Annotated in this window: 14 protein-coding genes; 7 read left to right on the top strand and 7 right to left on the bottom strand. The window is 67.0% G+C overall.

The features are described 5' to 3' along the window. Position 1 precedes the first annotated feature (1 nt). Positions 2-1,702, top strand: coding sequence for a choline dehydrogenase (betA, locus tag H0X90_RS18750; RefSeq protein WP_077189110.1), 1,701 nt, complete (start codon positions 2-4; stop codon positions 1,700-1,702). A 73-nt stretch (positions 1,703-1,775) separates the two neighbouring features. Here the strand turns inward: betA and H0X90_RS18745 are convergent, their stop codons facing one another. The 6 genes from H0X90_RS18745 to H0X90_RS18720 all read right to left on the bottom strand — a co-directional run bounded on the left by H0X90_RS18745 (position 1,776) and on the right by H0X90_RS18720 (position 8,665). Next, the gene (locus tag H0X90_RS18745; protein ID WP_077189111.1) at positions 1,776-2,879 is read right to left on the bottom strand and encodes a hypothetical protein; all 1,104 of its coding nucleotides are present in this window, start codon (positions 2,877-2,879) and stop codon (positions 1,776-1,778) included. Between the two features lie 413 nt (positions 2,880-3,292). Next, entirely contained in the window at positions 3,293-3,796 is a 504-nt protein-coding gene (locus H0X90_RS18740; RefSeq protein ID WP_006480638.1) for a hypothetical protein, read from the bottom strand. Between the two features lie 121 nt (positions 3,797-3,917). Further along, complete coding sequence (locus H0X90_RS18735; protein ID WP_077189112.1) at positions 3,918-4,742, bottom strand: OmpW family protein; 825 nt, start codon at positions 4,740-4,742, stop codon at positions 3,918-3,920. Positions 4,743-4,815: 73 nt separating this feature from the next. Continuing rightward, on the bottom strand, positions 4,816-6,069 hold the full coding sequence (locus H0X90_RS18730) for a DUF2957 domain-containing protein (RefSeq protein WP_077189113.1): 1,254 nt from the start codon (positions 6,067-6,069) through the stop codon (positions 4,816-4,818). A gap of 71 nt (positions 6,070-6,140) precedes the next feature. Beyond that, the gene (locus H0X90_RS18725) at positions 6,141-7,739 is read right to left on the bottom strand and encodes a DUF2957 domain-containing protein (protein WP_077189114.1); all 1,599 of its coding nucleotides are present in this window, start codon (positions 7,737-7,739) and stop codon (positions 6,141-6,143) included. A 629-nt stretch (positions 7,740-8,368) separates the two neighbouring features. Beyond that, positions 8,369-8,665: a cupin domain-containing protein gene (locus H0X90_RS18720; protein WP_006482698.1), complete on the bottom strand. Its 297-nt coding sequence runs from the start codon at positions 8,663-8,665 to the stop codon at positions 8,369-8,371. Positions 8,666-9,089: 424 nt separating this feature from the next. Between H0X90_RS18720 and H0X90_RS18715 the strand changes: the two genes are divergently transcribed. The 4 genes from H0X90_RS18715 (at position 9,090) to H0X90_RS18700 (ending at position 12,740) form a co-directional block, all read left to right on the top strand. Next, entirely contained in the window at positions 9,090-10,034 is a 945-nt protein-coding gene (locus H0X90_RS18715) for an ABC transporter ATP-binding protein (protein WP_006481959.1), read from the top strand. A 3-nt stretch (positions 10,035-10,037) separates the two neighbouring features. Next, positions 10,038-10,799 (top strand): ABC transporter permease, encoded by a 762-nt coding sequence (locus H0X90_RS18710; protein ID WP_006481964.1) that lies wholly within the window; start codon positions 10,038-10,040, stop codon positions 10,797-10,799. 159 nt (positions 10,800-10,958) lie between these two features. After that, the gene (locus H0X90_RS18705) at positions 10,959-12,383 is read left to right on the top strand and encodes an MFS transporter (protein WP_048985134.1); all 1,425 of its coding nucleotides are present in this window, start codon (positions 10,959-10,961) and stop codon (positions 12,381-12,383) included. A gap of 48 nt (positions 12,384-12,431) precedes the next feature. Next, the gene (locus H0X90_RS18700) at positions 12,432-12,740 is read left to right on the top strand and encodes a hypothetical protein (RefSeq protein WP_227739687.1); all 309 of its coding nucleotides are present in this window, start codon (positions 12,432-12,434) and stop codon (positions 12,738-12,740) included. On the opposite strand, the gene H0X90_RS18695 is transcribed toward H0X90_RS18700, so the two are convergent. After that, positions 12,698-12,928, bottom strand: a complete 231-nt coding sequence (locus H0X90_RS18695) for a hypothetical protein (RefSeq protein WP_006481962.1) — start codon at positions 12,926-12,928, stop codon at positions 12,698-12,700. The genes H0X90_RS18700 and H0X90_RS18695 overlap by 43 nt on opposite strands. Before the next feature lie 155 nt (positions 12,929-13,083). On the opposite strand from H0X90_RS18695, the gene H0X90_RS18690 reads away from it, so the two are divergent. Next, positions 13,084-14,850: an ATP-binding protein gene (locus H0X90_RS18690; RefSeq protein WP_006481958.1), complete on the top strand. Its 1,767-nt coding sequence runs from the start codon at positions 13,084-13,086 to the stop codon at positions 14,848-14,850. Positions 14,851-15,010: 160 nt separating this feature from the next. Further along, positions 15,011-15,442 carry a YciI family protein gene (locus H0X90_RS18685; protein WP_077189115.1) on the top strand — a complete coding sequence of 144 codons (432 nt, stop codon included), beginning with the start codon at positions 15,011-15,013 and terminating at the stop codon, positions 15,440-15,442. Positions 15,443-15,452 lie beyond the last annotated feature (10 nt).

Raw genomic sequence — 15,452 nt, 5'->3', positions numbered from 1 at the left:
CATGACGACACGCGAATACGACTACATCATCTGCGGCGCGGGTTCCGCGGGCAACGTGCTCGCAACGCGCCTGACGGAAGATCCGGACGTCACGGTGCTGCTGCTCGAAGCGGGCGGCCCCGACTACCGCTTCGACTTCCGCACGCAGATGCCGGCCGCCCTCGCCTATCCGCTGCAGGGCCGCCGCTACAACTGGGCGTACGAGACCGATCCCGAGCCGCACATGGACAACCGCCGGATGGAATGCGGCCGCGGCAAGGGGCTCGGCGGCTCGTCGCTGATCAACGGGATGTGCTACATCCGCGGCAATGCGCTCGACTACGACAACTGGTCGACGCACAAGGGCCTCGAGAACTGGACGTATCTCGACTGCCTGCCGTACTTCAAGAAAGCCGAGACGCGCGACGTCGGCCCGAACGACTATCACGGCGGCAGCGGCCCCGTGTCGGTCACGACCAGCAAGCCGGGCGTGAACCCGCTGTTCGAAGCGATGGTCGACGCGGGCGTGCAGGCCGGCTATCCGCGCACCGACGACCTGAACGGTTACCAGCAGGAAGGCTTCGGACCGATGGACCGCACCGTCACGCCGAAGGGCCGCCGCGCGAGCACCGCGCGCGGCTACCTCGACCAGGCGAAGGCGCGGCCGAACCTCGAGATCGTCACGCACGCGCTCGCCGACCGCATCCTGTTCGACGGCAAGCGCGCGTCGGGCGTCACCTACCTGCGCGGCAGCGAGCGCGCGACCGCGCATGCGCGTCGCGAAGTGCTCGTGTGCAGCGGCGCGATCGCATCGCCGCAACTGCTGCAGCGCTCGGGCGTCGGCCCCGGCGCATGGCTGAAGGCACTCGACATTCCCATCGTGCTCGACCTGCCCGGCGTCGGCCAGAACCTGCAGGACCACCTGGAGATGTACATCCAGTACGAGTGCAAGGAGCCCGTCTCGCTGTACCCGGCGCTCAAGTGGTGGAACCAGCCGAAGATCGGCCTCGAATGGATGCTGAACGGCACGGGCCTCGGCGCGAGCAACCACTTCGAGGCGGGCGGCTTCATCCGCACGCGCGACGACGATCCGTGGCCCAACATCCAGTACCACTTCCTGCCGGTGGCGATCAACTACAACGGCTCGAACGCGATCGAGATGCACGGTTTCCAGGCGCACGTCGGCTCGATGCGTTCGCCAAGCCGCGGCCGCGTGAAGCTGCGCTCGCGCGATCCGAACGACCATCCGAGCATCCTGTTCAACTACATGGCCGAAGCGCTCGACTGGCGCGAGTTCCGCGATGCGATCCGCGCGACGCGCGAGATCATGCGACAGCCTGCGCTCGACCGCTATCGCGGCCGCGAGTTGAATCCGGGCGCCGACTGCAAGACCGACAAGGAACTCGACGCATTCGTGCGCGCCCGCGCCGAAACCGCATTCCATCCGTCGTGCTCGTGCAAGATGGGTTACGACGACATGGCGGTGGTCGATGAAGAAGGCCGCGTGCACGGACTCGAAGGGCTGCGCGTCGTCGACGCGTCGATCATGCCGATCATCACGACCGGCAACCTGAACGCGCCGACGATCATGATCGCCGAGAAGATCGCCGACAAGATCCGCGGCCGCACGCCGCTCGCGCGGGTCGACGTGCCGTACTTCGTCGCGAACGGCGCACCGGCAAGGAATGTCGCGAAGGCCGTGCGGCAACCCGAGACGGTCTGATGCAGGCAGGCGCCTGCCCGGGCGCCGCGATACCACCCGCGCGGCTCGCGGCGTTCTCGCCGCGAGCCGCATTTCATTGCGCCTTCTCGTTTGCGCTGCGTGGCCGGGCTGCCGAAACACCCCGCATCCGCTTGGCACGGACGATCGGGTTCCTGCGCGACGTCAGGCTCATCGCGTCACGCAGGCGGTCGAATGCCACATCTTCCTTCACCCCGAAGCGGCTGACCGCCGGCCATGCGAGCACGTGGTCGAGCCACGTTTGCCATGTGTCGCCCCAAAACCGGTGGCCGATTTCCCGAACCGTCCCCGGCGCGGCGATCACGATGCCCGCCAGCAGGTAGCAGGCCCAGAAGCTGCCGGCGCCGACGAGTCGATCGAGCCGGCACACGGCAAGTGCAGCAAGCAGCCCGTCCTTCGACGCGAGATCGGTGCGATGCGTTCTGATCGCTTGCGCGACGAAGTTGTGCCGACCGCCGTACGCCTGAACGGAAACGCCGTTGCCCGCGGCGAGTTCGGCCGCGAACATCGCGAGCGCAGCCATCTCGTCGACGCGCGCCGCGTCGTCGCGCGGGCCGCATAAGCGCAACACGGTCGCATCGATGACCGCGCCGGGACGAGTCGGTGTTGCCGCGATAGCGGCCAGCCTGTCTCTCAGGTTCTTTGCAGGCGGCGTCTCGCACCGCCCGTCATGTCGAGCCGCGATGCGCGCGCCCGAGTCGCGGCCTGCGCATTCGACGCCATCGGCAATCCGTTCAAGCGCGGCCCAGCCGACGTCGGGATCGTCGAACGTGCATGCATCGATCACGCCGTGCGCGGTGTCGAATACGGCGCGCGAGCCGGGGCAGCAACGCTCGGCCTCGGCGAGTTGCTGGACCGAAGGCACATGCGAGCACGCGCCGGGCGGATCGGTCGGGTCGCATGCGCAACCGCCGCCGTCCGCCGCGATCCACGGGACGAGCCGATGAAGAACCGCAGTCGCTTCGCGGGAGAGGTTCGCGCCTGCGCCCGCACGGATCGCGTGCGAAGCGGCGACGGTCGCGTCGCCCACGCCGGTTGCCGCCATCGCGCAAACCGCCGTGTCGAGATGGTCGATCAGGTACTGCAACCACGCGGCCGTGCGCAGCCGGTCGGGCGTCGCGCCGCGGGCATCGCCATACTTTGCTGGATCGGTCAGCATGGGTCGTCCGGGATGGTTCTGGCCAATTGGCCTGGTTTTGTTTCGATCGGATCGGGAGGCGCAATACACGCCACGCCGGCCCTGCAAGTCCGCCCGTGTCGGATCGCGACACGGGCAGTCAACCGGCCGTCGCGCTGGTAAGCATGACGGCTCGCATGAATCGGAGATGCGGAAACTCGCGTATGCGCCGCGCGGTTCACATGCGCGGCGGGCGCCCCGCTTCGCGGCGCCTACTGCACGCGGCGCTTCGGCAATACATGGATGGCGGCATACACGACCACGCTGTCGGACGAATCCGGCCGCCGCGCCGATACGCACGACGGCACGAACCCATCGAAGCCGCGAAAACCCGCCGCGCATACCGCATGCACGGCCCTCGCGCGCGGCGGGTTCCCGCTTCGCTCGCGCGACGCTTACTGCACGTGGAACTTCGGCGACGTCAGGACCGTACCGGTCACCGTGCAGTCCGGCGTCAGCACGGAGTTGTTGAACGCCAGCGACGAGTTCGCGTCGCTCCACGCGGTCACGACCTTGCTCGGCCCGCAGGTGCCGAGCAGCGTGACGTTGACCTTCACGTTGTTGATCGACAACTGCGTCGTGCTGTCGGCCTGCCCCGTCCACGGCGACGTGCTGCTCGCGCTGCCGCTGATCAGGCCGCACGTCGCGCCGCCCGCGAACGTCGTCGACGTGATGTTGACGATGCCGGTCGACGTGATCGTGCCGTTGAAGGTCGCGGTACAGCTGGCGTTGATCGATCCCTTGCTGAGATTCGTGAGCCCCGTCGCCGAGAACGGCTCGCCGTTCGGATTCATCGGCTGGCCGTCGGCACGCGACACGGTGACGGCGAAAGCAGGCGCGGCCGAAACCGCGGTGAAAGCCACTGCAGCAACAAGCGATACGATTTTGCGAATGCTCATTTGAACTGCCCCCTCTCTTCACAAATGGCGGCACGCCGCCAGGAACGCGACCGTCCGGCCGGAACGATCCGGCCAGCCGGTCGCAGGAAGCCGCCGGCACGCGTCATGCGCGCCGGTCGGCTCAGAACTTGTAGGAAATCCCGACGAACGTGATCAGCGGATCGGCCTTCAACTTCGTGCGCGTGGTCGCGAGCGTCGACCCGTCGGCCGCCTTGATCACGAGCGACGAGTAGGTCTTCAGCGGCATGTACGTCAGCGTCGCCGTGAGTCCCCAGTGCTTGTCGATCGCGTAGCTCGCGCCGATGTTGTAGACCGGCGTGAACGACGACGACGCCTTGCCCTCCACCGACGTTGCCCCCGGCTTGCCGGCGCCGGCGGCGAGCACGCTGCCGAGGTTCTCGTTGATGTCCCTCGCGAAGTTGCCGTTCAGCTCGATGTTGCTGAACCAGCTGTAGGCCACGCCGATCCCGACGAACGGGCGAAACTTCGCCGTCGACGAATTGAAGTAGTACTGCAGAATGATCGTCGGGCTCCATTGCCGCGCGTTCTTCACGGCCGGCTGGTTCGCCGGATTGTCCATGTTGACCGAACCGAGCGCGCCGGCCGGGCCGGGCGGCCTGATCACGCCGTGTCCGGTCAGCGTGAATTCCGGCGGCACGCCGAGCACCGACGTCACCGCGATGTGATCGGTGAAGAAGTGCGTGAGCGTGAGGCCGACCGTATCGGCGTTGTTGACCGTCAGGCTCGTGCCCGGCGACGTGAACGAACCGGGCAGGCGCAACGGTCCGTTGATCGGCATGTTCGCGAGATTCGTCGTCAGCCCGTTGGTCGAATCCTGCGGCATGATGTGCAGCCAGCCCAGCGTCGCGACGTTGTCGCCCGCCTGCTGGGCCGATGCGAGCGTCGATACGCCTGCGACGACACCCGCGACAATCAGCTTCTTCATGAAGTCTCCCCCTCATTCTGTCCGGGCGCCGCGCCTTCGCGCGCGGCGCCGCCGTGTCTCCATCCACACGCGGTCACTGCACGAACGCGCCGACCGTGAAGTACGGGTTGCTCGTATCGGCCATGTCGAGGAACCCGAACACGCCGCCGGTGAACACGAACTTGCCGGTCGCCGGCCCCGACGCCGCATCCGCATGCACGGTCGTCACGACGCCCGGCGCCTTCTGCGTGTAGTCGAGGTTCAGCGCGCGCGTGAGCGCGGCCTGCGACGCGTTGAACGGATCGAGCAGCGTGGCCTGTGCGCCAACGAGCGCGGTCGCGCGGTAGTTGAACGCGCTGTCGACGCCCGTGTACTCGCCGTCCTGCGAGCCCTGCGCGATCGCCGTCCGCGGGCTCAGGAACGAGATCCCCGATTCGTCGTCCGCGCTCGGCGGGCCTTGCGTGAGGTCCGCGTTCGCGGCGCCGGTGCGGATGAAGATCGGCACGAGCTGGTTGCGCAGCTTGCCGACGATCAGGATCCCCTTGCCGGCCTTCGCCGGATCGAGCGCGGCGAGCGTCGGTGGAATCTGCGGCTGGTAGTTCAGCGACTGGAATGCCGGCGCATCGGGGCGCAGCGTGAACGGCTGGTTCACCGTCGCGCTCGACGCAAGCGGCTGCCCGCCGTTCTTCTTGCCGAAGTTGTCGGTTTCCGTGTAGCTGCCGTCCGCGTTGATCGTCACCTGCTGGTCGAGCGCCACCGGCTGGAAGTTCTGCGACGGCACCTGGTGATAGCCGAGCTGGTTGTACGTGCCGGCGATCTTCGTCAGGTCGGTTTCCAGCGACGAGAAGCTGATGAACGGGTAGTACGGGAACGTCGTCTTCGTGATCCTGCCGACGCCGATCACGCCGTCGAACTGGATCGTCGCGCCGGGGATCGCGCCGCCCAGCACGCCTTCGCCGAGGAACAGCCGCGCGGGCCGGCTCGGGTCGAGGCTCGCGTTCTGCATCCGGAACGTGCACTGGTTCAGCTTCACCGTCGGCAGCCCCGTCTCGTCGGCCAGCGTGCCGTCGACCACGTTCGCGGGCGCGGTGTCGCGCGTCGGCTGCACGGTACCGGTGGTGGCGGGCACCGGCGACGCGAGGTAGGTCATCCGGTACGTCATCTTCGTCGTGTCGAGCTGCACCTTCACGAGCTCGCCCGACCCGGAACCGCCGATGAACACCGTGTTGTAGTCGATCGTCTGCGGGCACAGCCGGACCACCGGCGCGGGCGGCGGGTCGCCGTCACCGCCGCAGGCGGCCAGCACGGGCGCGAGCGACGCCGCGACCATCCAATGTTTCACATTCATAGGAATCCTCTTGAAATTCGATTCGCCGGCGGCGACGCATGCGCCGCCGGTGTGACGCGTTCAATGCGCGGTTACTGGACGAACGCGCCGATCGTGAAGAACGGGTTGACCTTGTTGTTGTTGACGACCATCGCGTAGACGTTGCCGGCCGTCACGAGCCAGCCCGTGTCGCCCTTGCCGAAGATCGCCGCGTTGCCGTTCGCGCCCTTCGCGTTGAAGTCCTGCGCGGCCGTCACCTTGATCTTGCCGGGCGTGGTCTGCGTATAGTCCAGCGCGAACTGCGAGGTAACCGACGACGTCTGCGGATCGATGAACGCCGCGGTACTGCCCTGGAACAGCGTGGACGTATAGTTCGCGGCCAGCGTCGACACCGCGGTGCCGTCGTTGCAACTGCCGGCTACCGAATAGAAGGCGTTGTTGGCGAAGATGCCGGGCAGGTCCGGGTGCGGCACGTTGGGGTTGAAGCTCGGCCCTGCCGACGCCAACTTGTTCCCCTGGCCGCTGGATGTCACGATGCCGCATGCAGAGGCGCTGGTCGCGCCGATGTACCCGCCCTTCAGGGAGTTCGCGGCAATCGCTTTCGTCGACGACAGCATCGAGATGCCGACTTCGGCGTCGGCGACCGATGCGAGCAGATTGACCGTATCGACGTGCGTGTAGCCGACACGAATCACGATCGGCACCAGTACGCCGTTCAGCCTGCCGACGATCATGATGCCTTTCGCCTGGCTCGGTGCAATGATCAGCGTCGAGCCCTGTCCCGCGATCGGATACCCTGCCCCGCCGGCCGGATTGCTCACGAACACATTGTCCGCCGATCCGTCCGCGTTCTTGCGCTGCGCCCACGGCGTCCCGGTCGTCTGACACGAGTAGTCGCTGCCCTGCGTGATCGAACACGAACCGTCCGCGTTCAACGTCTGATTCCAGTTGACGACGTCGGATTCCCAGCCGACCGCCCCGGTCGGGCTCTGACCGTCACCGCCGATGGGCGACAGATGGATGCCTACCTCGTTGTAGTTGCCCGCCACTTTCCTGAAGTCCGTCTCCGTGTCGGTGAAGCCGATGAACGGATAGAAATCGAAGGTGCGCGACGGTACGACGCCGAGCGTGATGCCCGGAAGCAGCGGGATACCGGCGAACGCAATCGTCGCCCCCGGAATCCCGCCGCCCACCACGCCATTGCCGACGAACAGCATCGGCGGGTCGGCGCGGTTGATCGTCACCGAATACGCGCCGTCGCTCGTCGCGCCGCTGTCGAGCACGAACGCGCAACGGTTCTGCTCGGCCGTCGGGAGATTAGTCGGATGATGGAATGCACCGCTGATCGTCAGGCCCGCGCGCGTGTTGTTGACTTGCCCCGCCGAGGTCGGCACCGACGATTCGATGAACTGCAGCTGGTAGGTGAGCTTCGTCGTGTCGAACTTCACCTTCACGTATTCGCCGCTGCCGGCGCCGCCCGTGTACGTCGTCGTGTAATCGAGCGCGTCGGGACACAGCTTCGTCACGACGGGCGGCGTCGTGTCGGCGCCGCTCGGCCCGCAGGCGCTACCCGAGCACTGCGGCACGGTGATCGGCCCCGGATCGTCGCCGCCGCCGCAACCGGCGACGAACGGCAGCGCCAGTACCGCGCACGACAGGACCGCCTTCCGCCATTCAGGAATGCAAATCATCAACCCCTCCTTTTCAGGTACGACAAGTCTCGTCCGGCCGGGCTGCATGGCCCGCCGGTTGGTATCGCGCCGCCGCACGAAGGCGCGGCGCATGACGATGCACGCAAGGCCGCCGCGATGCCGGTCAGGCAGATGCGGCACATGCCGCGGCGGCAGACGAGCGCGCTCCCGCAGCGCCGTCATGCGGCACGGCGCCGTCGGAACGATCGAAACGGAAAGTAGCTTGTCGCTACGGTTCGCCGCTACACGGCGTGGTGACGAGGCAGGCACGCGACCTGCGTCGCGCCTGCATTCAGCGAAAAATCGGGAAACGGCAGTCCGGCTGGCCCCGCGGATAGGCGTCTCATGGTGTGGTCTCCATACGTACGCTTGATTCGTTATCGTGATGCGTCGTTTGTCGAGACTATGATCGGACCATTCCCACAAGTAAATGGATGCAGAGTTCCAAACGGATGAAACCGCGCGATCCTAGCGTTCATACGGTATTTGACAGATTTTCAAACAGCCTTCATTTTATTTGCTCAGACAAATACACGGACCATGGAACACGCGTTTGAACGACGGACGACAATCCGCGCCGAGCCAGGCCAGCCGGCCCTCGGCGGCCCGCACGCATGTTGCGGCGCACCTCATACGTCGATGATCGCGAGCGTGCCGTGGCTGCCGGGCAGCACCGCGTGGCGCGTGCCGGCGCGCGCGAGATACATCTGCCCGGCGCCGACCACGACCGTTTCCGCCTCGACCTCGAGCCTCAGCGTGCCGTCGAGCACCAGCAGCCCCTCGTTGTAGTCGTGCACTTCCGCTTCGTAAGGCTGCGCATCCATGCGCAGCACCTTGATCCGGGCCGGCCCGACTTCGCCGACGATCGTGGATTTCCATGCGGCGGCCTGCGCGTCCGCCACGGACTTGAAATCGATCAAAGACATGCGCCCCGCTCCGTATCACCGTGAAAGGCACGCATTATCGCGAGCGCCACGCGTGCCGTCCCGGTACGGCGCGAGGGACGGCAGGCAGCACAGTCGGCCCGCCCGTCGAGCGGCAACGCGCTCGCGGCCCGATTCGCGGAAAACCATCCGGATTATTCGCATCATTCAAATAAAACGCCAAATCGTTGAGCGATATCACCGCAATTCCCGCAAATCCGGCGCCAGTCCAGCCCAGCCTTTCCATCAGAATGCATTTCGATCTGCCGATTGCTAATATGGCGGTCCCGCGATCCCGCACTACCCTGCCGTTCGACATGACGCCCGTTCGCCATGCCGTCCCCGGTCCCGGCCGCTTCGCAGCGGCGGCGGCGCCGGGCACGCGCGGCGCCCGCCGTCGCGCCGGGCGGCCGTGCCATCCGTGAGCATGCAACCGATCCTTTCCGTCTCCGACCTCTCCAAGACTTACGCGTCCGGCTTCCAGGCGCTGAAGCACGTGACCCTCGACATCCGCCCCGGCGAGATCTTCGCGCTGCTCGGGCCGAACGGCGCCGGCAAGACGACGCTGATCGGCTCGATCTGCGGCATCGTCACGCCGACCGAAGGCCGCGTGACGGTCGGCGGCCACGACATCCGCGATCAATACCGCGCGGCCCGCGAAATGATCGGCCTCGTGCCGCAGGAGCTGACCACCGACGCGTTCGAAACCGTCTGGGCCACCGTGTCGTTCAGCCGCGGCCTGTTCGGCAAGGCGCCCGATCCCGCGTACATCGAGAAGACGCTGAAGGCGCTGTCGCTGTGGGACAAGCGCGACAACAAGCTGATGACGCTGTCGGGCGGCATGAAGCGCCGCGTGATGATCGCGAAGGCGCTGTCGCATGAGCCGCGCATCCTGTTCCTCGACGAACCCACGGCCGGCGTCGACGTCGAACTGCGCCGCGACATGTGGAAGCTCGTCGATTCGCTGCGCGAAAGCGGCGTGACGATCCTGCTGACCACGCACTACATCGAGGAAGCCGAAGAGATGGCCGACCGGATCGGCATCATCCTCGGTGGCGAGCTCGTGCTCGTCGAGGAAAAGCGCGAACTGATGCGCAAGCTCGGCAAGAAGCAGCTGACCGTGCAACTCGAGCAGCCGCTCGCGGAGGTGCCGCCCGCGCTCGCGCCGTTCGGTCTCGAACGCGCGGAAGACGGCGCCGCGCTCGTCTATACGTACGACTCGCAGCGCGACGACGCGAGCATCGCGAAGCTGATCAACGCTCTCGGCTCGGCCGGCATCGGCTTTCGCGACCTGCACACGACGCAGAGCTCGCTGGAGGACATTTTCGTCAGCCTGATCGACAACCGCCGCAACGGCGTGCAAGGAGCCTGACCCATGAACTGGCATGGAATCCGCGCGATCTACCGCGCAGAAATGGCCCGCACGCGCCGCACGCTGATGCAGAGCATCATCGCGCCGGTGATCTCGACGTCGCTGTATTTCGTCGTGTTCGGCTCCGCGATCGGCTCGCGCATCAGCGACGTGAACGGCATCGGCTACGGGTCGTTCATCGTGCCGGGCCTCGTGATGCTGTCGCTGCTGTCGCAGAGCATCTCGAACGCGTCGTTCGGCATCTACTTCCCGCGCTTCACCGGCACGATCTACGAGATCCTGTCCGCGCCCGTGTCGTACTGGGAGATCGTGATCGCGTACGTCGGCGCGGCCGCATCGAAGTCGATCCTGCTCGGCGTGATCATCCTCGCCACGGCCGGCCTGTTCGTGCCGCTGCACATCCTGCATCCGTTCTGGATGGTGCTGTTCCTGGTGCTGACGGCCGTCACGTTCAGCCTGTTCGGCTTCGTGATCGGCATCTGGGCCGACAGCTTCGAGAAACTGCAGCTCGTGCCGCTGCTGATCATCACGCCGCTCACGTTCTTGGGCGGCAGCTTCTACTCGGTCGACATGCTGCCGCCCGCGTGGCGCGTGGTCACGCTGTTCAACCCGATCGTCTACCTGATCAGCGGCTTTCGCTGGTCGTTCTACGGGATCGCCGACGTGCACGTGTGGATCAGCCTCGCCGCGACCGCACTGTTCCTCGTGATCCTGCTCGCGATCGTCGCGTGGATGTTCCGCACCGGCTACAAGCTGAAGAACTGACGCGAGCGGGCGTCACGCGCCGCCCGCCGATGACGCATTTCGGCAAGCGGGCGGCGCTTTTCCTCCGATGCGGCAGTTTGTGGTCGCGTCTACTGAATACGAAGCATCGGGGCCCTGGAGCATGCGCTGCGCGGCCCCTTTTTCATTTCAGAGGACGCCATGCCCGCCGCCACCGCTCCCGCCTCCGCCGCCGCCCGGCTCGAACGCCTGCCGTTCTCCGGCTATCACAAGCGCATCTTCTTCATCATCGCGATCGCGTTCTTCTTCGATTCGGTCGACCTCGGCACGATGACGTTCGTGCTCGGCTCGATTCGCAAGGAGTTCGGGCTGTCGACCGCGGCCGCCGGCCTCGTCGCGAGCGCGAGCTTCTTCGGGATGGTGCTCGGCGCGGCCGTCGCCGGCCTGCTCGCCGACCGTTTCGGCCGTCGGCCGGTGTTCCAGTGGAGCATGGTGCTGTGGGGCGCCGCGTCGTACCTGTGCTCGACCGCGCAGAGCGTCGACGCGTTGATCGTCTATCGCGTGTTGCTCGGCATCGGGATGGGGATGGAGTTTCCGGTCGCGCAGACGCTGCTGTCCGAATTCGTGCCGACCGAGAAACGCGGCCGCCTGATCGCGCTGATGGACGGCTTCTGGCCGCTCGGCTTCATCACGGCCGGCATCGTCGCGTATTTCGTGCTGCCGCAGTTCGGCTGGCGCACCGTGTTCGCGCTGCTCGCGATTCCGGCCGTGTTCGTGCTCGTCGTACGCCGCATCGTGCCGGAATCGCCGCGCTGGCTCGAACATGCGGGCCGGCACGCGGAAGCCGACACGGTGATGCACACGATCGAGGCGAAGGTGATGCGCTCGGCCGGCGTCACGACGCTGCCGCCGCCGTCGCGGCTCGCCGAGCCGGCCGCCGCACGCGGTCGCGGCGCGCTGCGCGAGATCTGGAGCGGCGTGTACCGTCGCCGCACGGTGATGGTGTGGCTGCTGTGGTTCTTCGCGCTGCTCGGCTTCTACGGCCTCACGTCCTGGCTCGGCGCGCTGCTGCAGCAGGCCGGCTTCGAAGTCACGAAATCGGTGTTCTACACGGTGCTGATCTCGCTCGGCGGCGTGCCGGGCTTCCTGTGCGCCGCGTGGCTCGTCGAACGCTGGGGCCGCAAGCCGACCTGCATCGCATCGCTGATCGGCGGCGGTGCGATGGCGTACGCATACGGCCAGAGCGCGCTGTACGGCGGCAGCACGACGCTGCTGATCGTCACGGGCCTCGCGATGCAGTTCTTCCTGTTCGGGATGTGGGCGGCGCTGTACACGTACACGCCCGAGCTGTACGGCACCGGCGCACGCGCGACCGGTTCGGGCTTCGCGTCGGCGATCGGTCGCGTCGGTTCGCTGATCGGGCCTTACGTGGTCGGCGTCGTGTTGCCGGTGTTCGGCCAGGGCGGCGTGTTCACGCTCGGCGCGCTGTCGTTCGTCGCGGCGGCCATCGCCGTGTGGACACTGGGAATCGAGACGAAGGGCCTCGCGCTGGAGCAACTGGCGGCAGGCGACGACGCGGGCGGCAGCGGCCGGTATCCGGCGACGGCGGCGGACAAGGCGTCCTGATCACCGGGCTGGCCCGCGTACACGCTGCTGCTGTCGTCGGACATCCTGATGCGTTTCGGCGACGAGGAAACGGACGACCGCTGCCGGCGATCGTCGATTCGATCGCACGCTCGGCCTACCTGCCGTCGCTCACGCACCTGGCGAGCGCGCTGGATCCACGCGCTCGATCTCGACATCGCCCTGCCGATGCACGGCCCGGTGATCGCGCACGACATCCCGCGCGTGCTCGCCGGCGCGCTCGCTCATCGCGAAGCCGCGCCGCGTAAGCCGCGGCGGCGGTCTTCCGGCGGCGCGACGGCCGGGGCCGGGGCCGGTCAGGCGCCGGCGACGATGAACTCTTCGGCCGCCTTGCGCTGAACTGCGGCCATCACCGCCAGTTCGCGCTTGCTGCGCGCGTCGCCGGACACGACGCCCGTCGCGTGCTTGGCCTTCGCACCCAGCGGGAAAAAGACGAACGACGCGCCGGCCGGGGCCGCCGGCTCCGCACGCAGGCGTTTGTTCAGGATCTTCAGGTACTTCTTCTTCGAGACTTCCTTAGCAGCCATGGCGCCCTCCGCGTAAACGTGGTGTGGACCAGCATACCAGTTTTGCCGAGGCGCTCCGTGACAGCGGCCGCGCGGATCGATCTGCTCTAAAATGGACCACGCTTACGCGACCTGCCGCACCGCCCGCGGCCGCATGTCCTCATCGGAGCGCTTCCATGCATGTCGAGTTGTTCGCGCAGCATCACGCTTGCCCCGGCTGGCAGGGCGACATGGCCCGACGCATTACCGCATTCGACTGGTCGGCCACCGGGCTGGGCCCGATCGACGGCTGGTCCGCCAGCCTCGTCGCGGCAGTCCGCGCCGTGCTTGCCTCGCCGCTGCCGCTGGTGATGCTGTGGGGCCGCCCCGGCTACATGATCTACAACGACGCGTATGCCGGGTTCGCCGGCGGCCGCCATCCGTATCTGCTCGGCCAGCCGGTCGAACTCGGCTGGCCCGAAGTCGCCGATTTCAACCGCAACGTGATGAACACCTGTCTCGCCGGCGGCACGCTGTCCTATCGCGACAAGGCGCTCGTGCTGCTGCGCAGCGGCCGACCCGAAGACGTGTGGATGGATCTGCACTACAGCCCGCTGCCCGACGACGACGGCGCGCCGGGCGGCGTGCTCGCCGTCGTCGTCGAGACCACCGAGCGCGTGCTCGCCACGCGCCATCGCGATCGCGCGGAAGCGGCGCTGCAGGCATCCAATGCCGAGCTGCGCAACCTGACCGAAACGCTCGAACAGCGCGTGACCGACGCGATCGCCGAGCGCGCGGCGATCGAGGAACAGTTGCGTCACGCGCAGAAGATGGAAGCGATCGGCAGCCTGACCGGCGGCATCGCGCACGACTTCAACAACGTGCTGCAGGTGATCAGCGGCAACCTGCAGATCCTCTCCGTCGAACTCGGCGCGCATGCGAGCGCGCAGCCACGGATCGAGAACGCGAACAACGCCGTGCGGCGCGGCGCGCAACTGGCGTCGCACCTGCTCGCGTTCGCGCGACGCCAGCCGCTTGCGCCGACCACGCTGAACCCGTGCCGGCTGATCGACGGCATGCACGAGATGCTGCACCACGCGCTCGGCGAAGCGGTGCGAATCGTCCCCGCGCTGTCGCCCGACGTGGGCAACGTACTCGCCGACCGGCACCAGCTCGAAAACGCACTGCTGAACCTCGCGATCAACGCGCGCGATGCGATGCGCGGCGGCGGCACGCTGACGATCGCCGCATACAACAGCACGCAGCCCGGCCCCGCGGCCGGCACGCGCCGCGCGCCGATGCCGCCCGGCGAATACGTGACGTTCGAGATCGCCGACACGGGTGTCGGCATGACGGCCGACGTGCTCGAACGCGTCTTCGAACCCTTCTTCACGACCAAGCCGGACGGCGAAGGCACCGGGCTCGGGCTCAGCATGGTGTTCGGCTTCGTCAAGCAGAGCGGCGGCCACGTGTCGATCGACAGCACGCCCGGCCAGGGCACCACCGTGCGCCTCACGTTTCCGCGCTGCCACGAGGCGGCCGACGAGCCTGCCCGCACGCCGCAGCACGACGCGATGCGCGGCCGCGAAACGATCCTCGTCGTCGAGGACGATGCGGATGTCCGGCTGACGGTGGTCGACATGCTCGCGCAGCTCGGCTACAAGGTCATCACGGCGTCCGACGGCGAAGCCGCGCTGCGCGTGCTCGACAGCGAGACGCCGATCGATCTGCTGTTTACCGACGTGATCATGCCGGGCCGCGTGAAGGGCGGCGAACTCGGACGCCGCGCCGCGCTGCGCAAGCCGCCGTTGCCGGTGCTGTTCACCTCGGGCTACACACGCGACGAGATCTTCCATGCGGGGCGGCTCGACCCCGGCGTGATGCTGCTTGGCAAACCTTACCGGCGCGACGAACTCGCCGCGCGGATCCGCAGCGTGCTCGATGCGCAGGCCGACGCGGCCTGACGCATTGCCGACACGGCGCCCCTCGCCATTCCGATCGCCGCTGAATTTTTTTACCCGCGATGTCGATTCGCGTCGCCGTCGCGCGTCGTGTTGTCGTAACCGATCGTTTTGCCGTCGCACCGCCGGCAAACGTCCTATTCACGTTCAAGGAGATACGACAATGCGCGTCATGGTCATCGTCAAAGCCACCGCCGATTCGGAATCCGGCCAAATGCCCGACACCGAAATCATGGCCGAAATGGGCCGCTTCAATGAAGAACTCGTGAAAGCCGGCATCCTGCTCGCCGCCGACGGGTTGCGCCCGAGCAGCCACGGCAAACGCGTGCACTTTTCCGGCAAGAGCCGCGCCGTCATCGACGGCCCGTTCGCCGAAACGAAGGAACTCGTCGCCGGCTACTGGCTGTGGCAAGTGAAATCGATGGAAGAAGCGGTCGAATGGGTGAAGCGCTGCCCGAACCCGATGCCCGGCGACTCCGACATCGAGATCCGCCCGCTGTTCGAGGCGGAAGATTTCGGCGACGCATTCACGCCGGAGTTGCAGGAGCAGGAGGCGCGGATGCTTGCGGAGGTCGACGCCCGGCAGAAGTCCTGAACCGCAAGCG

It is taken from the genome of Burkholderia sp. 9775_39 (genome assembly GCF_015712225.1).
GTDB lineage: Bacteria > Pseudomonadota > Gammaproteobacteria > Burkholderiales > Burkholderiaceae > Burkholderia > Burkholderia cenocepacia.
This window is presented reverse-complemented; position numbering and strand designations above follow the sequence as displayed.